Annotated in this window: 20 protein-coding genes; 1 reads left to right on the top strand and 19 read right to left on the bottom strand. The window is 69.7% G+C overall.

What is annotated here, in order from left to right; translation table 11 throughout:
• Positions 1–26: 26 nt before the first annotated feature.
• The 17 genes from AB0K35_RS29565 to AB0K35_RS29485 all read right to left on the bottom strand — a co-directional run bounded on the left by AB0K35_RS29565 (position 27) and on the right by AB0K35_RS29485 (position 16564).
• On the bottom strand, positions 27–1004 hold the full coding sequence (locus tag AB0K35_RS29565; RefSeq protein WP_363889555.1) for a carbohydrate kinase family protein: 978 nt from the start codon (positions 1002–1004) through the stop codon (positions 27–29).
• 14 nt (positions 1005–1018) lie between these two features.
• The gene (ahcY, locus tag AB0K35_RS29560) at positions 1019–2464 is read right to left on the bottom strand and encodes an adenosylhomocysteinase (protein ID WP_363889552.1); all 1446 of its coding nucleotides are present in this window, start codon (positions 2462–2464) and stop codon (positions 1019–1021) included.
• Between the two features lie 105 nt (positions 2465–2569).
• Complete coding sequence (locus AB0K35_RS29555; protein ID WP_238671239.1) at positions 2570–4033, bottom strand: peroxidase family protein; 1464 nt, start codon at positions 4031–4033, stop codon at positions 2570–2572.
• A gap of 154 nt (positions 4034–4187) precedes the next feature.
• Entirely contained in the window at positions 4188–5573 is a 1386-nt protein-coding gene (locus AB0K35_RS29550; RefSeq protein WP_238671240.1) for an acetyl-CoA carboxylase biotin carboxylase subunit, read from the bottom strand.
• Between the two features lie 4 nt (positions 5574–5577).
• Positions 5578–6015: a biotin/lipoyl-containing protein gene (locus tag AB0K35_RS29545; RefSeq protein ID WP_238671241.1), complete on the bottom strand. Its 438-nt coding sequence runs from the start codon at positions 6013–6015 to the stop codon at positions 5578–5580.
• A complete protein-coding gene (locus tag AB0K35_RS29540) occupies positions 6002–7663 on the bottom strand; it encodes an acetyl-CoA carboxylase carboxyltransferase subunit alpha (protein WP_363889548.1) in 1662 nt (553 codons plus the stop codon). Before AB0K35_RS29540 ends, AB0K35_RS29545 begins: the two co-directional genes overlap by 14 nt.
• The gene (locus AB0K35_RS29535) at positions 7660–8130 is read right to left on the bottom strand and encodes an SRPBCC family protein (RefSeq protein ID WP_238671243.1); all 471 of its coding nucleotides are present in this window, start codon (positions 8128–8130) and stop codon (positions 7660–7662) included. The genes AB0K35_RS29540 and AB0K35_RS29535 overlap by 4 nt, the downstream gene beginning before the upstream one ends.
• Before the next feature lie 4 nt (positions 8131–8134).
• A complete protein-coding gene (locus AB0K35_RS29530; protein ID WP_091394916.1) occupies positions 8135–8392 on the bottom strand; it encodes a phosphopantetheine-binding protein in 258 nt (85 codons plus the stop codon).
• Positions 8389–8853 carry a cupin domain-containing protein gene (locus AB0K35_RS29525; protein ID WP_208646634.1) on the bottom strand — a complete coding sequence of 155 codons (465 nt, stop codon included), beginning with the start codon at positions 8851–8853 and terminating at the stop codon, positions 8389–8391. The genes AB0K35_RS29530 and AB0K35_RS29525 overlap by 4 nt, the downstream gene beginning before the upstream one ends.
• Positions 8853–9860, bottom strand: coding sequence for a methyltransferase (locus AB0K35_RS29520; RefSeq protein WP_357364549.1), 1008 nt, complete (start codon positions 9858–9860; stop codon positions 8853–8855). The genes AB0K35_RS29525 and AB0K35_RS29520 overlap by 1 nt, the downstream gene beginning before the upstream one ends.
• Positions 9857–10198 (bottom strand): TcmI family type II polyketide cyclase, encoded by a 342-nt coding sequence (locus AB0K35_RS29515; protein ID WP_238671245.1) that lies wholly within the window; start codon positions 10196–10198, stop codon positions 9857–9859. The genes AB0K35_RS29520 and AB0K35_RS29515 overlap by 4 nt, the downstream gene beginning before the upstream one ends.
• A 4-nt stretch (positions 10199–10202) precedes the next feature.
• Positions 10203–11825 carry an FAD-dependent oxidoreductase gene (locus AB0K35_RS29510; RefSeq protein WP_238671246.1) on the bottom strand — a complete coding sequence of 541 codons (1623 nt, stop codon included), beginning with the start codon at positions 11823–11825 and terminating at the stop codon, positions 10203–10205.
• Positions 11818–12144, bottom strand: a complete 327-nt coding sequence (locus AB0K35_RS29505) for an antibiotic biosynthesis monooxygenase family protein (RefSeq protein WP_130406888.1) — start codon at positions 12142–12144, stop codon at positions 11818–11820. The genes AB0K35_RS29510 and AB0K35_RS29505 overlap by 8 nt, the downstream gene beginning before the upstream one ends.
• Before the next feature lie 15 nt (positions 12145–12159).
• A complete protein-coding gene (locus AB0K35_RS29500; protein WP_363889543.1) occupies positions 12160–13218 on the bottom strand; it encodes a methyltransferase in 1059 nt (352 codons plus the stop codon).
• Complete coding sequence (locus AB0K35_RS29495; protein WP_238671249.1) at positions 13215–14435, bottom strand: ketosynthase chain-length factor; 1221 nt, start codon at positions 14433–14435, stop codon at positions 13215–13217. Before AB0K35_RS29495 ends, AB0K35_RS29500 begins: the two co-directional genes overlap by 4 nt.
• A complete protein-coding gene (locus tag AB0K35_RS29490) occupies positions 14432–15694 on the bottom strand; it encodes a beta-ketoacyl-[acyl-carrier-protein] synthase family protein (RefSeq protein ID WP_238671250.1) in 1263 nt (420 codons plus the stop codon). The genes AB0K35_RS29495 and AB0K35_RS29490 overlap by 4 nt, the downstream gene beginning before the upstream one ends.
• A gap of 81 nt (positions 15695–15775) precedes the next feature.
• Positions 15776–16564, bottom strand: a complete 789-nt coding sequence (locus AB0K35_RS29485) for an AfsR/SARP family transcriptional regulator (protein WP_091397314.1) — start codon at positions 16562–16564, stop codon at positions 15776–15778.
• 231 nt (positions 16565–16795) lie between these two features.
• On the opposite strand from AB0K35_RS29485, the gene metK reads away from it, so the two are divergent.
• Positions 16796–17983, top strand: coding sequence for a methionine adenosyltransferase (gene metK / locus AB0K35_RS29480; RefSeq protein WP_091394940.1), 1188 nt, complete (start codon positions 16796–16798; stop codon positions 17981–17983).
• 16 nt (positions 17984–17999) lie between these two features.
• Here the strand turns inward: metK and AB0K35_RS29475 are convergent, their stop codons facing one another.
• Positions 18000–18698 (bottom strand): response regulator transcription factor, encoded by a 699-nt coding sequence (locus AB0K35_RS29475; protein ID WP_238671251.1) that lies wholly within the window; start codon positions 18696–18698, stop codon positions 18000–18002.
• A 129-nt stretch (positions 18699–18827) separates the two neighbouring features.
• Positions 18828–19949, bottom strand: a complete 1122-nt coding sequence (locus AB0K35_RS29470) for a ScyD/ScyE family protein (RefSeq protein WP_238671252.1) — start codon at positions 19947–19949, stop codon at positions 18828–18830.
• Positions 19950–19995 lie beyond the last annotated feature (46 nt).

The following is a 19995-nucleotide window of genomic DNA, read 5'->3' as shown; positions in this document are numbered from 1 at the left end:
GCCGGCTCGCCCCCGGGCTGGCCCGATCAGACCCGAGCCAGCCCCAGCGCCCGCACGTCGACAGCTACGTCCGGGCCGTAGGAGTCGACGATGCGGCGCTCGAAAGCGTCGGCGTCGACCGTGTATTCCTGCGGGCCCTCGACCTCCAGCACGTGCGCCGCCAGTACGCAGCCCACCTGCGCCGCGCGCTCGATGGGCAGGTCGGCGGCGAGCGCGGCGAAGAAGCCGGCCCGGAAGCCGTCGCCGACGCCGGTCGGGTCGACGATGCGGCCCACCCGCGCCGCCGGAACCAGGAAGTCACCCTCCTGCCCGGTGACGCGTACCCCGTTGGCGCCCAGGGTCACGACCCGCACGCCCACGCGGCGCAGGATGTCGTCTTCGCTCAGCCCGGTCTTCGACTCCAGCAGCGCCGCCTCGTACTCGTTGGTCAACAGGTAGCGAGCGCCGCTGATCATCGCCTCGATGTCGGCCGACGGCATCCGGGCCAGTTGCTGTGACGGGTCGGCGGCGAAGGGCAGGCCCAGTCGGCGGCAGGCGGCGGCGCGGGCGAGCATCGTGTCCGGGTTCTCCGCGGCGACGATGACGAGCCCGAGCCCGCCGGCCCGTGCGGCGACACCGTCGAGGCTGATCCGGTCGGGCTCGCCCATCGCGCCGGGATAGAACGACGCGATCTGGCAGAGGTCGGTGTCGGTGGTGCAGATGAACCGGGCGGTGTGTGCGCTGGAGCTGACCTGCACCTCCGAGCAGTCGACCCCGTGCCGCTCCAGCCAGCTGCGGTAGTCGCCGAAGTCAGCGCCGACCGCGCCGAGCAGCACCGGCCGGTGCCCCAGTTGACCGAGCCCGAAGGCGATGTTGGCCGCGACCCCACCGCGCCGGACGACCAGGTCGTCGACGAGGAACGAGAGCGAGACGGTGTCGAGGCTGCCGGCGATGAGCTGTTCGGCGAACCGCCCCGGAAAACGCATCAGATGGTCGGTCGCGATCGAGCCGGATACGGCGATCATGCGGACGGGCCCTCTCAGTAGCGGTAGTGGTCGGGCTTGTAGGGCCCTTCGACCGGGACGCCGAGGTAGTTGGCTTGTTCCTTTGTCAGTTCGCTGAGGCGGACACCCAACGCGGAGAGGTGGAGTCGGGCCACCTTCTCGTCCAGGTGCTTGGGGAGGGTGTGCACACCGATCGGGTACTGGTCGGTGCTGGTGAACAGCTCGATCTGCGCGATCGTCTGGTTGGCGAAGCTGTTCGACATCACGAAGCTCGGGTGCCCAGTGGCGTTGCCCAGGTTCAACAGCCGTCCCTCGGACAGCACGATGATCGAGTGGCCGTCCGCGAACCGCCACTCATCCACCTGCGGCTTCACGGTGATCCGCTCGACATCACCGCGTTTCGCGAGACCGGCCATGTCGATCTCGTTGTCGAAGTGGCCGATGTTTCCCACTATCGCCTGGTGCTTCATCCGCGCCATGTGCTCATTGGTGATCACGCTGAAGCAGCCGGTGGCGGTCACGAAGATGTCAGCGGTCTCGACAACGTCGTCGATGGTCGCGACCTGGTAGCCGTCCATCGCCGCCTGGAGGGCGCAGATCGGATCCACCTCGGTCACGATGACCCGCGCACCCTGACCACGCAGACTCTCGGCGCAGCCCTTCCCGACGTCGCCGTAGCCGAACACCACTGCGACCTTCCCGCCGATCAGCACATCGGTGGCCCGGTTGATCCCGTCGATCAACGAGTGCCGACAGCCGTACTTGTTGTCGAACTTGCTCTTGGTCACGGAGTCGTTCACGTTGATCGCCGGGAACAGCAGGTTCCCCGCCTGCTGCATCTCGTACAGCCTGTGCACGCCGGTGGTGGTCTCCTCGGTCACCCCCTTGATCCCGGCAGCGATCCGCGTCCAGCGGCGGTTGTCCTCCCGCAGAGACCGGGTCAACACACCGAGGACGACCTCGTACTCCTCCGATTCGGCGCTCTCCGGCGACGGGACGGCGCCGATCGCCTCGAACTCGGCGCCCTTGTGCACCAGCAGTGTGGCGTCACCACCATCGTCGAGGATCATGTTCGGGCCCTGCCCGTCCGGCCAGAGCAGCACCTGCTGGGTGCACCACCAGTACTCGTCGAGGGACTCGCCCTTCCAGGCGTAGACCGGGACACCCGCCGGGGCGTCCGGGGTGCCGGTCGGGCCGACGGCGATCGCCGCCGCGGCGTGGTCCTGGGTGGAGAAGATGTTGCAGGACGCCCAACGGACCTGCGCGCCGAGCGCCACCAACGTCTCGATCAACACCGCCGTCTGGATCGTCATGTGCAGTGACCCGGTGATCCGCGCACCCTTCAACGGCTGGCGCGAGGCGTTCTCCCTCCGGATCGACATCAGACCCGGCATCTCGTGCTCGGCCAGCTCGATCTCCTTACGCCCGAAGGCCGCCAACGACAGATCCGCCACCTTGAAATCGCTGAAGTCGCCAGTCATGCCCGCACCCTCCCCCACCCGCGTCGAGGACCGTTGGAGTCCCGTTCAACCGGGCTCATGCTCCGCACACCGGGCCACCCGGGCCCGGGTGCGGAGCAAGCGCCGTCAGGAGTTGCGGCTGCCCGGGTCGACCCGGGCGTACGTGAGCAGGTCGGCCATCGTGAACTGGCCGGAGAAGCGGGCGGGGAGGGTCGGACGCCAGTTGGGCTGCACCTTCAGGTAGCTCGCCGGGTCGAGCTGGGCGATGCCGATGAGCACCTCGGCCACGATTCGCCCACCGACGGCGCCCAACGAACCTCCGCCGGCCTGGAGCTGCGCCTCCTTGAGGATGTAGTAGAAGAGCGGGGTGTTGGAGTCCAGGCCGAGGCCGTACCCGCTGAGCTCCGGGAAGTTGAAGCTGCCGAGCGCCGGCGCGCCGATGGTCGCGGCGATCCGCTGGCCCGACGGGATGCCGAAGGTGAGCTGCCGGAGCAGGTCGCGTCCGAGCAGGTTGGCCGACGGGGAGCCGGACGGCGGTGGTGGCAGTGGGAAGCCGAACAGCGGCGTCGAGTTGCGTACGTCGATCCACTTGCTCCAGCGCACCTGGCCGTCGAAGAACTGGAACCAGAACTGGTAGTCGAGGTAGCGGCGGGCGGCCCGCTTCCCGCCGCGCAGGTCGGCCGGGTCGGCGCCGCTCAGCGCCGGGTCGAAGAGCATGGCGTAGAACTCGTCGCCGCCGTCGCCGGTACGGTTGACCAGGTAGGCCGGTCGTGGCTGGCTGTGGCCGAACCGGAACGCCGCAGCGGTGAACTCGACCGGGATGAACGTCGCGTTCGGCTCCGGCTTGTAGAAGCGGCGGCCACCGTTGAGCACTGTGAAGACAGTGCCCGGGCCGGCGATCAGCGGAAGGAACTCGTTGAGCACGATCCACTGGTAGTGCCAGGTGACGAGTTGCCGGGCGGCGCCGAAGACCTGTGCCGCCGGTGTGCCCTGGGCGCGCACCAGGTCGACCACCCGGTTGTGGAAGAGGATGAACGCGGCAGTGATCTGCGCGATCGGCAGGTTCTCGTCGTTGCGGGAGTCGAAGACGATCGCCTTGCCACTGGAGTTGCGCGGCAGGTCTTCGAAGCGCCCGCCCGACTCGATCTTGAGTTTGGCGGGATCGGCCGAGTTGTACAGCTCCGGGTTTCCGGTCGGCCCGCCACCGTAGAGCGAGTCGAGGTCGAGGGCCGGCGTCCGGGGGTTCGGCACCGTGGTCGGGTCGACCGGCGTACCCAGCGGCGCCGTCGTCTCGAAGGCCAGGTCGTGGTCGACGAACTGCCCGAAGTACGTCATGCCCTGTGGGATGGAGAAGTTGTCCGGGTTGTTGATGCTGTGCTGCTGCAGGTCGGCGAGCGCCTCGGCACCGACGCTGAGCGGGTCGCGGGCGTCCATCGGGCCGCCGACGCGCGACAGGTCGATCAGTGCGTTCCGCATCTGGGTCGTCGCGGAACCGAACGCCGGCAGCGACGGGAACATCCGACCGAACCGGTTGGAGAACGCGGCCGCCGCCGGCGTCGCGTCGAGCAGGACTCCCCCGGTGCCGGCCACGAGCGCCCCCGCGCCGACTCCGGCCAATAATCGCCGTCGGCTGACACCTCGAGAAGCGTTGTCAATTGCCATGTCGGCCACCTTCCGTCCGCAGGCGCCCGCGTGGACGCACGGGCCGCAAACCCGCGAACCGGCAGCAGTGTGAACCCTTCGGCTAGTGGCGCCCTGGAGCTTCGGTGGTGTCCGGCTGGAGGCCGGTGAGCATGGTGTCGACAAGCGAGGTGTCGTGTTTCGCGGTGCGGAACAGCGGGTGGTCGAGCGTCGATCGGAGGAAGTCGCGGGTGGTGGCCACTCCTGGCCCTTCGACGGCGCACTCGTCGAGGGCGCGGGCCATCCGGGCCAGGGCCTGGGTGCGGTCGGGCGCCCAGACGACCACCTTCGCGAGCAGGGAGTCGTAGTCCGCCGGGACCCGGTAACCGGCGTACCCGTGCGTGTCGACCCTGACGAACGGGCCGGCGGGCAGGTCGAAGCGGGTCAGCTCGCCCGGCGTCGGTACGAACCCGCGCGCCGGGTCCTCGACGTTGAGACGGCACTCGATCGCGGTGCCGCGTGGCGTCACGTCGGCCTGGGTCAGCGCCAGCCGTTCGCCGGCCGCGACGAGGATCTGTTGCCGCACCAGATCGACGCCGGTCACCAGCTCGGAGACCGGGTGTTCGACCTGGAGCCGGCAGTTGACCTCCATGAGGTGGAAGTCGTCCCCACCGCCGACCAGGAACTCGAAGGTGCCAGCGCCCACGTAGCCGACACCGAGCGCGCCGGTGACCGCGGCGGCGGTCATCCGGTCGACCATGTGTTGCGGCAGCCCCGGCGCGGGTGACTCCTCGATCAGCTTCTGGTGACGCCGCTGCACCGAGCAGTCGCGCTCGCCGAGGTGGATGCCGTTGCCGTAGCGGTCGGTGAGCACCTGCACCTCGACGTGGCGGGCAGACTCGAGGTAGCGCTCGATGTAGACCCGGTTGTCGCCGAAGAGCAGCTGCGCCTCGGCCCGCGCGGCGGCGAACTCGCCAAGGAACGAGGCCGGATCGCGGACCACCCGTACGCCCCGACCGCCGCCACCGGCGACCGCCTTGATGATCAGCGGGAAGCCGATCTCGTCGGCGACAGCGCGGGCGTGGGCAGCCGACTCGACGGCGTCGGTCGTGCCGGGGAGTACGGGCAGGCCGAGGCCCGCCATGATGCCCCGCGTCCGGGCCTTGTCGCCCAGAGCGGCCATCACGGCGGGCGGCGGCCCGATGAACGTGATCCCGTCGGCCTCGCAGATCTCGGCGAAGTCCGGATCCTCGGAGAGGAATCCGTAGCCCGGGTGGATGGCGTCGGCCCCCGTGCGACGGGCCGCCTCGATGATGGCCGGGGCACTCAGGTAGCTGCGCCGGCTGGGACCCGGCCCGATCTGGACGGCTTCGTCGGCCAGCCGCACCACCGCCGAGTCCCGGTCCACTGTCGAGTAGACAGCCACGGTACGCAGTCCCATCTCCCGGCAGGTCCGGGCGATCCGGACCGCGATTTCGCCCCGGTTGGCGATCAGCACCGACTCGAACACTGGGTCAGCCCTCCGACACAGCTAAGGCGATCAACCGTTCGCCGTACTCGACCGGGCTCGCGTTGGGCACCAGCACCTTTACGACCTCGCCCGCGCGGTCGGCTTCGACCGGGATCATCATCTTCATCGCTTCGAGGATCGCGACCTGCTGGCCCGGAATGACCTGGTCGCCCTCAGTGACGAACGGGTCAGCTCCGGGCGACGGCGCGAGGTAGAGCGTCGCGACCATCGGCGCGCACACGTAGTGCAGACCGGCGTCGGTCTCCACCGGCGGGGCGGCCGGTACCACCGCCGCCCCCGGTGCGCCATCCGGCCACTCCACCTCGACCACCAGGTCGCCGTGTTGCAGCCGGGCGCGGCGGACCGGACCTGGCGTCGACCCGATCAGCCGCGCGAGACTGCGGACCGCGGCATCCAGCGGGTCGGCGTTACCCTCCGGCATTCGTCAAACCTCCGATCTGTCGGAAGCGGGCCCGGCGATGGGCCCGCACCTCCTCGCGGTTGAGACCGGCCAACTCCGCGAACGCGTCGACAACCGCCCGGTGTACGGCCGACGCGGTCGCCCCGGGATCGGCCGGTGCCCCGCCGGGTGGTTCGGGAACCACCCCGTCGACGATGCCGAGCGCCAGCAGGTCGCCGGCCTGGAGCTTGAGCTGCGCGGCGGCCTCGTCGGCCCGGCCGGAGTCGTTCCAGAGGATCGCGGCGCAGCCTTCCGGGCTGATCACCGAGTACGTCGCGTTGGTGAGCATCAGCACCCGGTTGCCGACGCCGAGGGCGAGCGCACCTCCGCTGCCACCCTCGCCGGTCACGATCGCGACGACCGGAACCGTCAGCCCGGCCATCAGCCGGATGCTGTCGGCGATGGCGAGGGCCTGCCCGTTCTCCTCCGCCGAGACGCCGTGGTAGGCGCCGGGCGTGTCGATCAGCGTCACGATCGGCGTGCCGAGCTTCTCGGCCAGGCGCATCAGCCGGGCCGCCTTGCGATAGCCGGCAGGTGTCGCCATGCCGAAGTTGCGGCTGGCCACCTCGGCGACCGTGTGGCCCTTCTGGTGGCCGATCACCACTGTGGGCCGGCCGTCGATCAGACCGACGCCGCCGACGATCGCCGGGCAGTCACTCGCCAGCCGGTCGCCGTGCAGCTCCACGAAACCGTCAACGAAGTGACCGATGTAGTCGAGTGTGGATGGTCGACCGAGATCGCGGGACAGCGCCACGACAGCCCACGGGTCGGCCGACTCGGGGGGCGTGGTGGCACGTACCGGGTAAGGGTTGGGCGCGGACCGGTCGGCCCCCGCGAAGGCCAGCAGCCGGCCGATGGTCGGCCGCAGGTTCGACCGGGGCACCAGGTCGTCGAGCATGCCGCGGGCGAAGAGGTACTCGGCGGTCTGGAAGCCGGTCGGCAGCGGCTGACGCAGCGTCTGCTGGATGACCCTCGGCCCGGCGAAGCCGAGGCGCGCCCCCGGCTCGGCGAGGATGACGTCGCAGAGCGTCGCGAACGATGCGGCAACGCCACCGTAGGTCGGGTCGCTGACCAGCGAGATCGTCAACACCCCGGCCTCGTCGAGGGCACCGAGCGCCGCGCTCGTCTTGGCCATCTGCATGAGCGACAGCACGCCCTCCTGCATCCGGGCCCCGCCGGAGGCGCTGACGATCAGCAGCGGCGTACGGGTTTCGAGCGCCACCTCGGCGGCCCGGGTGATCCGTTCGCCGACGCCCGAGCCGAGGCTGCCGCCGAGGAACCGGAAGTCCATTACCGCCGCGATCAGGGGCTGGCCCTCGACGGTGCCCCGGACGCAGACCACTGCCTCGTCGAGCCCGGTGCGCCGGCGGGCCGCCTCGATCCGTTGCGGGTAGGGCTTGGTGTCGACGAAACCGAGCGGATCACCGAAGGCGCCGACCGGTGGCAGCTCCTCGACCGAGTCGAGGTCGAAGAGCTGCTCGATCCGCTGGTGTGCGGTGACCTGATCGTGGTGGTCGCACTCCGGGCAGACGCCAAGGTTGCGCTCGACCCGGCGCTGGTAGAGCAGCGCCCGGCAGCCCGGGCAGATCAGCCAGCTCTTGCCGACGGGTGTGTTGACGGTGGCGGTCATGACTGCCCGCGTTCGGCCGCGGCCTTCTCCACGATCTCCCGGATGCGTGCCTGCTGCTCACGTGTGGTCCGGTTGAGGTGGGCGGTCATGCCCTCGTCGTCGGCGTGCCCGCCCGGCCGCATCTCGAAGTCCTGTACCCACCGCATCCGCACGCCGCCGTCCGGGATCTCGGTGTATTCCCAGAACAGGTTCATGTACTTGAAGGCGCCCGTCTCCAGCCGCCGTGCCCGTACCACCCGGTCGCCGCGGTCGGGCACCCGCTCGGAGACCCAGCTCCAGACCCGGCCGGCCGGGTCGGGGTGCATGGTCAGACGGAAGACGACGGCCCCGTCGGCGGACGTCGAGAGCACTTCGGTGCTGGCGTACTCGCTGAACAGGGAGGGCCAGTTGGGGATGTCGTTGGTGAGGTCCCAGACGAGGTCGAACGGTGCGTTGATGACGACCGCGTTGTCAGTGTGTCCGGCCATCGGGTCACCGATCCGCGAGTCGTTGGTTGACGTAGTCGACAGCGAGCCGCGGCGTCTTCATGATCGACACGGCGTCGTCGGGGATGCGCACCTCGTACTCCTGCTGCACCCGCGCCGCCAGCTCCAACAGCGCGAGCGAGTCGTAGCCGAGGTCGTCGAACGGCGCGTCGAGCGTCGCCGGATCGGCCCAGTCGGTCTGCTCGACCACACCGGAACTGGTCTCCAGGATCCGACGTAGGTCGTCGAGGGTCAGCTGGCTCATGAGTTTCCTCCCGTCGGTCGCTGCCACCCGTCGCGCACGCCGCCGACCTGCGGCACCGGCGACTCGGGGTGCGGGACCTCTTCGGTGTCGACGTGGCCCAGCTCGGGGCGCGGTGCGAGCGGGCTGATCTGGAACACGATCAGCGCGGTCTCGCCACCGGCGTTGACGATGCGGTGCCGCTGGCCGCGACGGACCATGAGAGCCTCGTCGGCAGCGAGCTTGACCTCCGCGCCGTCGACCCGGATCACCACCTCGCCGCGCACCAGATAACAGAACTTGTCCGAGTACGGGTTGTACTGCTCCGCCAGGAACTCGCCCGGCTCCAGGCGGACCGTGCCCATGAAGCCCTCCGTCGCGTCGACGGTCTTCGGGCTGAGCAGGATCCGCACCTCGCCGCCGATCCGGTTGATGCCGGGCACGTCGGTGGCGGCGACCTTCACGATCGGTTGCCGATGCATGATCATCCCTTCTCTGCGACGAGCACTCGGAACGGCAGGTCCGTCGGGTGGACGGTGGCCGGGCCGAAGCCCGCCGCGGCGAGGGCCCGGTTGTAGGCGGCGACGGAGTGCGACTCGCCCTCGAAGGTCCAGACCAACATCAACACCGAGAAGAGGTACGGAGCCGGGTCCAGTGCCGGCGACTCGTCGCCAGTGGTGAACCCGACGATGACCAGCCGTCCACCCGGCTTGACCACGGAACCGAGCCGGGTCACCAGCTCATGCACCCGCTCCTCGGAGAAGTGGTGCGTGACATTGGTGAGCAGCACGACGTCGTAGGGCCCGCCGAGATCGGTGGTGAACATGTCACCCGGCAGGAACGACGCCCGGTCGCGCACGCCGAGCCGTTCGGCGTGCTTCTCCGTCACGGCGAGCACGTTGGGCCAGTCCAGCGAGGTCACCGCCGCCTGTGGGTTGTGCTGAGCGAGCGTGTAGCCGTAGACGCCGTGGCCGCAGGCGACGTCGAGGATGTCGAGTTCGGCGCGCTCCTTCGTCCACGGCGCGAGCGCTTCGGCCATCACCTCGGCGGTTGGCTGGGCGACCTTCGTCGCGTACGCGGCGAAGTCCTCCCAGTAGGTGTACTCCGGGGTCTCGGCGTGCACGTCGAGGACGGTGCCGCCGGCCCGTACGGCGGCGCTGAGGTCGCGCAGCGCGTCCCACTCCCAGTCGCTCGACATCACCTTGACCATGCCGCCCAGGTAGTCGGGACGGGTGCTGACCAGGTGATCGGCGGCCGCCTGGGTGAGCGAGAAGTGCTCGCCGGTGCGGTCGGTGAGTCGGATCGCGGTGAGCGCGTCGAGCAGGATGCGCGCACCCCGGGGATGGATGCCGAGCTTCGGGGCGAGCCCGCTGGCAGTGGCCGGGCCCTCGGCGAGCGCGTCGAACACGCCCAGCTCGACAGCGGTACGCAGCAGGCTCGTCTTCTTGTATGCCTGCATCATGTCGTTGATGTCGCGGCGGGTCAGCGTCACGTGATGCTCCCTGTCTCGGGGCTCCAGGTGTAGAAGGGCGTGGCCTTCGAGTCCTGCAACTCGGTCATGCTGTCCGGCGCGTAGCGCTGCAGGTAGGCCGAGAGGCGCCTGTTGACCTCCTGGAAGTCCGCGCGGGCTCGGGCCGCGAGGAGCTTGTCGAAGACGTCGGTGTCGGCCTCCAGCAGGTGCATGTAGAGGTCCTGGTAGCGGAAGAGCGTGCGCCGCGAGATGCCGACGACGTAGGGCATGTCGCCCTTGTCGTGCTCGGTGAAGAGTTCGGCGACCGCGTCGGCGTGGCCGGGGGCCATCCGCATGACCATGAGGGCGCGGTAGGACATGTGCTCACGCTCCCCGCAGGATCGTGGCCAGGGCAGCGGTCAGGGTCTGGGCCTGGTCGTCGACCGGGCCGGCGCTGCGCCAGGCGACAATGCCGTCGGGGCGTACCAGCAGCGCCCCGCCGGGGCCGACTCCGCAGCTCGCGAGCCACGAACCGTCGTCGGCGAGGTCACCGTCGGGTCCGGCGGTCAGCGCCTTGATCGGAAGCCCGGTCTCCGCCGAGACCGCCTCGGCCGCGGCGAGCCAGGCGTCGTCGCCCGGAGCCGTGGCCAACGTCCAGCCCTCGGTCAGCACATCGATCGTGGAGACCCGAGCGCCGTCGTGGTCGACCCAGCCGTGCGGGGCACGCGATCCGGGTTGGCCGGTGAAGGTCAGCTCGCGGGGCAGCAGCTCGGTGTCGGCGGGCGCGCCGACTATCGCGTTGGAGGTGTACCGGTAGCCCATCGTGACGATGACGAAGTCGCGGTAGGCGGCCTTGTCCTCGTCGGCGAGCTGACCCCGGGTGCGGAAGAGCATCCACGCCTGGTCGGCGGTCGCGGCGCCGACCGGACGACGCTCGGCTTCGTAGGAGTCGAGCAGGCTCTCGTCGGCCCGCCCCTGAAGCACGTCGGCGAGCTTCCAGGCCAGGTTGTGCGCGTCCTGGATGCCGGCGTTGACGCCGAAGCCGCCGGCCGGCGGGTGGGCGTGACAGGCGTCGCCGGCCAGGAAGACCCTCCCCGACTGGTACGCGTCGGCGACCATGTGCCGCGCGTCCCAGGGCTGGGCCGACTCGACCTCGACCTCCAGCTCGGGGTCGCCGGCAGCGATCCGGGCCAGTTCGACGCAGCGTTCCGGTGTGAAGTCGGCAGGCGACTGCCCGCGCTCGGGGTAGTAGTTGACGCCGAACATCCACCGTCCCGGCTCGATGAAGAGCAGCAGACCCTGGGCCAGCTGGTTCATCAGGTAGATCAGCGTGAACCGGGGTGCCGACTCGGGCAGGTCGACCTTGGCGCGGAAGATGATGCTGACGAAGTTCCCGGCGACGCCGTTGCTGCGGTTTCCGACCTGGAGCAGTTCGCGCACGGGACTCTTCACACCGTCGGCGGCGACGACGTAGCGCGCCCGGATCGTGCGTGTCGTGCCATTGTCGTTGACGGTCGCCGTCACGCCGTCCTGGTCCTGGGTCAGCCCGATCAGCTCGTTCTGGAAGCGGATCTCCGCGCCCGCCTCGACCGCGGCGTCGTAGAGCAGCGGCTCGTAGTGGTCCTGGCCGCACCAGATCGGCCAGCTCGGCGTGAACTTGTCGTAGTCGACATCGTGCGCCTCCATCACGAACGACTTGTGGAGGTCGGCCAGGGACTGGGCGCCGAGCATGACCAGTGGCGTGGCGCGGCCGGCGCGGACCAGGTCGAGTTCGGCACCCGGTCCGACGATCTTCATGCCGGCCTGCTGCACCGCGGGCTCCAGGCCGACGGTGCGGAAGATCTCCACAGTGCGGGCGTGCAGACCGGTGGCGCGGGGGATCGTCGACAGCCGGGGCCGACGTTCGACAAGGATCGGCCGGATTCCCTTGCGGGCCAGGAAGAGCGCGGTCGACAAGCCGACCGGGCCGCCGCCGACGATCAGGACGTCGGTGCTTCCGTCAGACATGAGCGTCCTCCGTGTAGACGACTTTGTAGAGGTGGCGTTCCGGCGTGGCGATCGCGCGTACCTCGCCGAAGTGGGGGTGGACCTCGGGGTTCTTGAGCATCGCCGTGAAGTGCTCTTCGCTCTTCCACTGCGCGTAGTTGACGACCCGGGTCCCGTCGAGGCTGGCGTGGATGTTCGCCGACACGAACCCGTCCACCTTGGACATCACCGCGTCGGTCGCCTCGATCAGGATGTCGACGAGCTTCTGCTGGTTGGCCGGCTCGACGGTGAAGACGTTGACCATCGTCACGACCGGCTGGTCGATGCCGATGTGTGCCATTGCGGGCTTCCTTTCCTAGATCGGACGCGCTTCGAGCAGGGCCCAGCCGCGGGACGCGGGGGTGTTGACCAGCTCGAAACCGGACGCGGTGAACAGCGCCTGCCATTCCCTGAGGTCGCGCTCCTTGCCGCCGAAGAGCACCAGCATGTCGATGTCGATGATCTTGGCGTGGTCCCACTGGTTGCGCGGCGGCACGATCTGGTCGATCGCGATGAGGCGGGAGTCGGCGTCGCCGATCGCCGCCCGGATCCGACGCAGCAACGTGACGCAGGTGTCGTCCGGCCAGTTGTGGACGATCGACTTCAGGATGTACGCGTCGGCACCGACCGGCAGCTCGTCGGTGAAGAAGTCGCCGCCCCGCACCTCGACCCGCTCGGTGACACCGTGCTCCTTGAGCAGTGGCTCGGCGTCGGCCACCACCTCGGGCAGGTCGAAGAGGACACCGGTGCCATCGGGGTGACGCTGGAGCATCTTGGCCAGGAAGTAGCCGTTGCTGCCGCCGATGTCGGCGATCCGGCCGAACCGCTCGGGTGCCAACTCCGCGGCGAACCGGTCGGCGAGCCGCCGGCTCCAGTGGGCCATGAAGCCCTCGAAGAACCGGTTGGCCTCCGGGTGGGCCTGGAGATAGTCGTAGAAGCCCATGCCGAAGACCTTGTTGAAGGCCGGCTCGCCGGTACGGACGCTGTGCAGGATCTCCGCGTACGGGAGGCGGTTGAAGTCAGCGCCGCTGAACTGCACCATCGGCCGCAGCCCGCCGATCCGGACCGACGTCAGCCCCTCGCCGAGCGGGGTGAGCGCGAACGACCCGTCCTCCTGCTCGTCGAAGATGCCGACCGCTGAGGCCGCGCGCAGGATCCGCCGCAGCGCGTCCTCGTGCGACTCGGTCGCCGCCGCCAGTCGGGCGACCGGCACTGGTCCGTCGACGAGCAGGTCGGCGATGCCGAGCTCGGTGACCACGTAGATCACGTTGGCGATCTGTTTGGCGCTTCCCAGCACCGCGATCTGCCGTTCACGCAGGTCGAGTGCCTGCTGCTCGTCGAAGTTCGCGACGGCGGCGAGACTGGCGTCGGTCATCGTCCATTCCTTTCGTCGGTCACGACCATTGCCGCGTTGAACCCGCCGTAGCCCCTGGCGAGTACGAGCGCCGCGCGTACCGGTGTCTCCCGCGCGACGTCACGCACCAGGTCGAGGTGCAGGCCCTCGGCCGGCTGGCGGATGTTGGTGGTGGGTGGGATGACGCCGTGCCGGATCGACAGCAGCGCGGAGACGAGGTCGAGCGCCGCCCCGCCCGAGTAGAGCCGGCCGGTCATCGTCTTGGGGGCGGTCACCGGCACCCCACGTGGGCCGAAGACCGCTGTGATCGCCTCGGCCTCGACGCGGTCGAGCTGCGCGACACCGGCGCCGTCGGCGAAGACGACGTCGATGTCGGCCGGTGTGAGACCGGCGTCGGACACTGCCATCTCGGCCGCCCGACGCAGACCCGGCGGGCGGCCGGAGCCGGGTCGGGGGTCGAACGTCGCGCCGTATCCGGCGATCACCCCGTAGACGGCGGCCCCGCGCCGGGCAGCGGCGTGTTCGTCCTCCAACACGAGGATCGCCCCGCCCTCGCCCGGCACGTAACCCGACGCGTTGGCGTCGAACGGCAGGAACGCCGTGGCCGGATCCCGCCCCGTACTGAGCAGGCCGTTGGCGAGCTGGGCCGTCCAGCCCCACGGGCAGAGCGACGCGTCGACACCGCCGGTCATCACGAGTTGCACGCCCTTGCGCACCTGGCGCCGGGCCTGCGCCACCGCGTCGAGCCCACCCGCCTGCTCGGTGACGAGCACGCCGGTCGGCCCACGCATCCCGTGGCGGATCGAGATCTGGCCGGTGTTGACAGCGTAGAACCAGGCGAACGACTGGTAGGCGCTGACGTGCTCAGAGCCCTTGCTCCAGAGTTTCTCCAGCTCACGGTGGCCGAACTCGAAGCCGCCCGACGCGCTGGCGGTGACGACACCCATGCCGAACTCGGGCAGCGCCGAAGGGTCGACCGACGCATCGGCCAGCGCCCACTGCGCCGCCGTCAACGACAGCCGGGTCATGTGGTCGGTCTGCGCCATCAGCCGGCTCGGAATGTGATCGGCCGCCTCGTATCCGGGAACCTCGCCGGCCAACTGGGCGGGGTAACCCGAGCTGTCGAAACGGCTGATCGGCCCGATGCCGCCCACCCCGGCGACGGTGGCCGCCCAGAAGGCGTCGCGGCCCAACCCGTTGGGCGCTGCCACTCCGACACCGGTGACGACAGTGGTCATGCCACACGCGCCAGGAGCATCGCGCTCTGGAAGCCGCCGAACCCGCTACCCACGCTCAACACCACGTCGGTCTGCTGCTCACGGGCGGTCAGCGGAACGTAGTCGAGGTCGCACTCCGGGTCGCGTTCGTGCAGGTTGGCCGTCGGCGGCACCGCCCCGTGCTTGATCGCCAGGGCCGACGCCGCGATCTCGATCGAACCGATGGCGCCGAGCGAGTGGCCGATCATCGACTTGATCGAGCTGACCGGGGTGCGGTACGCATGGTCGCCGAGACTCCGCTTGAACGCCGCTGTCTCGTGCCTGTCGTTCTGCTTCGTACCCGAGCCGTGCGCGTTGATGTAGTCGACGGCGTCGCCGGGCAACCGGGCGTCGGCGAGCGCGACCCGGATCGCCTCGGCCATCTCCCGCCCGTCGGGCCGCAGACCGGTCATGTGAAACGCGTTGGAGCGCGAGGCGAACCCGACCAGTTCGGCGTAGATCTGCGCGCCGCGTCGGCGGGCGTGCTCAAGCTCTTCGAGGACGAACATCGCCGAACCCTCACCGAGGACGAACCCGTCGCGACTGTTGTCGAACGGCCGCGAGGCGTGCGTCGGATCGTCGTTGCGGGCCGTGGTCGCCTTGATCGCGTCGAAGCAGGCCACCGTGATCGGCGAGATCGGGGCGTCGGTCGCGCCGGCGATCATCACGTCGGCCGAGCCCTCCCGGATCAGCTCCCGGGCGTGGCCGACCGAGTCGAGGCCCGACGTGCAGCCGGTGGAGACCACCGTCGCCGGACCCTCCGCCCCGACCGACCACGCCACCTCGCGGGCGAACGAGCTCGGCACCAGATAGTCGTAGAGGTGCGGGGTGGCGTACCGGTGGTCGGTCAGCCAGTTCCGGCCGCCGTCGCTGACCACGACGTACTCCTCTTCGAGGCTCATCGTGGCCCCGACCGCCGTGCCGACGCTCACGCCGACCCGGGTCGGGTCGGCGACCTCGAAGCCGCTGTCGGCCAGCGCCTCCCGGGTGCAGACCACCGCCATCTGGGCCGCCCGGTCCATCCGGCGGACCTCCTGCGGCGACAGGCCCTCGGCGACCGGGTCGAAGTCGGCCTCCGCGGCCACCCGTGACCGGAAGGGGGTGGCGTCGAAGAACGACAGGCTACGGGTGGCCGTGCGGCCAGCGGTCAACAGTTCCCAGAACGCCTTGGTGCCCAGTCCACCGGGGGCGATGACGCCAATCCCGGTGATGACCACCCGACGGTCGGATGTGCTCGTCATGGAAGACCTCCTGGCCGCGATGTCCGTGTGAAAGCTAGGGACGGCCGGTCGAACGGCGCTGGAGCGTCGGTCGAGGGCCTGTCACGAGGCCCTGGCAAGCCCCGGGCGCAGTGGCCCGCCGGCGGCCAACACCTCCCGCTGGAGCCGCTGGAGGTCAGGCGAAGGGTCCAGGCCCAACTCCTCACTGAGCACCCGGCGCAGGTGGTGGTATGCCTGCAACGCCTCGCCACGGCGTCCCGAGCGGCTGAGCGCCACGATGAGCTGGCGGTGGAACCACTCGTTGAGCGGGTACGTGCCCACGAGATAGCGCAGCTCGCCGATCAACTCGCGGTGGCGGCCGAGCGTGATGTCGGCCTGGATGCGCAGCTCCAGTGCGCGGATCCACTGCTCCTGGAGGTGGATCGCGTGCGCCTCCAACGCCGGCCCGAACGTCACGTTGGCACCCACCGGCCCCGTCCACATGGCCAGCGCCCGCCGCAGCACCTCGGCGCCCTCCTCGGGCCGGTCCGACTCGATGTGCGAGCGGCCCTGGTCGAGCATCGTCTCGAACACCTCGGCGTCGAGCTGACCCGGCTCCACCCGGAGCAGGTAACCGCGGGCACGGCTCTCCAGCACGGTCCGGTCCGGGGTCTCTATGCCCTCCTTCGCGAAGAGCTTGCGCAGGTGGTAGATGTAGGTCTGGACAGTGGTGACGGCGCTGCGCGCCGGATCGTCACCCCACAGCTCCCGGATTATCGAGTCGACCAGGACGACCCGATTGGCCCGCATCACCAGCAGCGCCAACACGGTCCGCACCTTCGGCGGCGTCGGCGTGCAGATCCGGCCCTCGTGGATCACTTCCAGCGACCCGAGGATCTCGTACCTGACCACAGTGGTCCCCCATTCCCCATAGCACTCGTCGAGACGCTCTCAAGCTATGGATGAGCGGGGCGTGTCGGAACGACCGCAGGTAGCGACATCGCGGGTTCTTCCGAGGATCGATGTGTGTCGAAAGTTGTACGGCGGATACCCCTTTGATCGCTCGATGCTTCCTCCAGGCAACCTCCACCAGGGGCGGGAAGACTCGCCGGGCCCCCACGCCCCTCGGGTTAGGAGTCACACATGTCGCGCCGCCTCTTCACCTCCGAGTCGGTCACCGAAGGTCATCCCGACAAGATCGCCGATCAGATCAGCGATGGGATCCTCGACGCGCTACTGGCGCAGGACCCGCACAGCCGGGTCGCCGTCGAAAGCCTGATCACCACCGGCCAGGTCCACGTCGCGGGCGAGGTCACCACGCAGGCCTACGCCGACATCCCACGCATCGTGCGGGAAACGGTCCTGGGCATCGGGTACGACTCGTCGAAGAAGGGCTTCGACGGCGCGTCCTGCGGCGTCAGCATCTCGATCGGCGCCCAGTCGCCCGACATCGCGCAGGGCGTCGACACGGCGATCGAGCTGCGCGACGGTTCGTCCGGTGGTGGGCTCGACGCCCAGGGCGCCGGTGACCAGGGCATGATGTTCGGCTTCGCCTGCTCGGAGACGCCGGAGCTGATGCCGCTGCCGATCGCGTTGGCCCACCGGCTGGCCCGTCGGCTGGCCGCCGTCCGCAAGGACGGCACGGTGCCCTACCTGCGGCCGGACGGCAAAACCCAGGTCACCGTCGAGTACGACGGCCTCCGCCCGGTCCGGCTCGACACCGTCGTGGTCTCCACGCAGCACGCCGCCCACATCTCCCTCGACGAACTGCTCGCCCCCGACATCCGGGACCACGTGATCACGCCGGAGCTGGAGGCGCTCGACCTCGACACCGAGGGTTACCGGCTGTTGGTCAACCCGACCGGCCGGTTCGAGATCGGTGGCCCGATGGGCGACGCCGGCCTGACCGGACGGAAGATCATCGTCGACACCTACGGCGGGTACGCCCGGCACGGTGGTGGCGCGTTCTCGGGCAAGGACCCGTCGAAGGTCGACCGTTCGGCGGCGTACGCGATGCGGTGGGTGGCGAAGAACGTGGTCGCCGCGGGCCTGGCCGAGCGGTGTGAGGCGCAGGTGGCCTACGCGATCGGCAAGGCCCACCCGGTGAGCCTGTTCGTGGAGACGTTCGGGACGGAGACGGTGCCGCTCGACCGGATCGAGAAGGCGATCGGTGAGGTCTTCGACCTGCGCCCGGCGGCGATCATCCGCGACCTGGACCTCCTGCGTCCGATCTACCAGCAGACGGCCGCCTACGGCCACTTCGGCCGTGAACTCCCGGACCTGACCTGGGAGCGCACCGACCGCGCCGCCGATCTCAAGGCCGCTTGTTGAGGAACGTCGCCGGTCGCTAGAACGGCGGGCGACGCGGGCGTGGCACCAACCGGTCGTGTGGCAGCGTCACTAGTGACGCTGCCACCGCCTTGTTGACGGCGTCGATGCGGGAGACCGCGCCGAGCTTCGCGAAGATGCGACGCAGGTGGCTCTTCACGGTGGCCTCGGTCAGGTCGAGTCGCCGCGCGATCTGGGCATTGGTCATCGCCTCGGCCGCGAGTTGCAGGATCTCCAGCTCGACGGGGGACAGAATGGCGGACTCCGCGTTCTGCACCTGCACCAGGCTCTGACCGGAGACCGAGAGCAGCACCGAACCGCTGCCGTCGCGCGCCTTGCGGATCGCGGCGACCAGCTCCTCCCGACCCACGCTCTTCAGCAGATAGGCGCGCACCCCGGCGGCGATCAGACGGCGCAGCAGGTCGGGGCTGTCATACATGCTGAGGATGACCACCGCGCTGTCGGGCGACACCTCACGGATGCGGCGCACCGTGACCACCGGGTCGTCGCCGGGAATCTCGACGTCGAGCAACACCACGTCGGGACGCTCCGACGCCGCCTTGGCGACAGCGGTCGCCGAGTCGCCCGCCTCGTCGACCACGTCGAGGTCGACGTGCACCTCGAGCACCCAGCGCAGCCCCTCGCGGACGAGAGCGTGGTCGTCGACTATGAGGATGGTGGTGGCGCCGGCGGGAGACCCGCCGTCGGACCGCGTCAACCTAACCCCCAGACCCCATCCCCCGCCGCCAGCGTGCACACGATTGGCACCGTATCGCGGACGTGTGACGCCACGGCTATCGTGGCGTCCTCCCGACACGAAGAACGCCACGATCGCCGCGCGACTCTGTCAGTCTCGTGTGGACAGACGAACCAACTCGCCGATGCCGAGCCCCTTGTTGGCAATGTAGAAGCTGCCGTCGGAGGCGATGGCGAACGACATCGGGGAGTCCAGGCCGGTGCTCGCCAGCTCCCGGTGGCTACCGTCGCGCTCCACCCGGATCAACGCACCCGTGGAATCCCCGGAGCTGAGCCCGTTCTTCGCGATCTCCAGCACGACCAGTCGACCCCGCTTGTCGAAGGCGATGTCGATGATGTTGGTGAAGCCGGTCGCGAAGATCGTCGGCTCCTGCCCGGGCACCAGCCGCCACACCCGGGCGCCGCCGTTCGGGAAGGGGTGCCCGGTCAGCTGTCCGATGTAGAGTGCGCCGTCCGGCCCGCGGGTGATGGTGACCGGCACGAACTGGATCGGCGTCGTCGAGCCGGGCGGCAGACCCCACTCCGGCGGTGCCGGAACCTGCTCCTGCGGCCAGACGTGTTCGGCAGTGACCACGCCACGACGGTCGATCCGGAGCACGTCGTTGGCGGCCGCGTCGAGCGCGTAGACGTCACGCCCGTCGGCGACCACGGCGTACGGCTGGCTCTCCGGAATCACCCCGTCGGGGTTGTTCTGCCCCTCGAATGCGGAGAGGTCGCCGACGACAGACCAGCGGCGCTTCCCCTCGACCCGGAGGATGGTTCCCATCGTGGCCCCGGCCGCACCGAGCAGGTCGCGCGAGACCGGGTCGGTGCTGTAGCCCATCGCCACCAGGAGCTTGCCCTGCCGGTCGAAGGCCAGGTCGTGGGCGCCGTAGACGGAGAAGCCGGCGCCGGTGCTCCGCAACGACGGCAGACCCGTCACGACTCGCTTCTGCCAGCCGTGACGGACCGCCGTGATCGCACCGGTCGAGCCGTAGCAGAGGTTGGTGCCGAACGTGCCGGGGATGCACACGTCGTCGCCGCCGAGCCCGGCCTCGGCGACGTAGACGATGCCGGCCCGGTCGATGGCGACACCGCGAGGGTTGTCGAGGTTGCGGGCGACAACGGTCAGTCGCCCAGTGGTCGAGGTGGCCGCAGTGGCGGGCGCGGCAATGCCGGCCACCAGTACCAGCGGCACAGCCAGCGACAACGTTCGTCGCATCGCGTCGAGCATGGGTTCTCCTCAGCAAGCGGGGTTCGGATGCGAACGACGCTGCCGG

This window comes from Micromonospora sp. NPDC053740 (assembly GCF_040677775.1).
Classification (GTDB): domain Bacteria; phylum Actinomycetota; class Actinomycetes; order Mycobacteriales; family Micromonosporaceae; genus Micromonospora; species Micromonospora alfalfae.
Note: the sequence above shows the minus strand (reverse complement) of the source record. Positions and strands in the feature narration are given on the sequence as shown.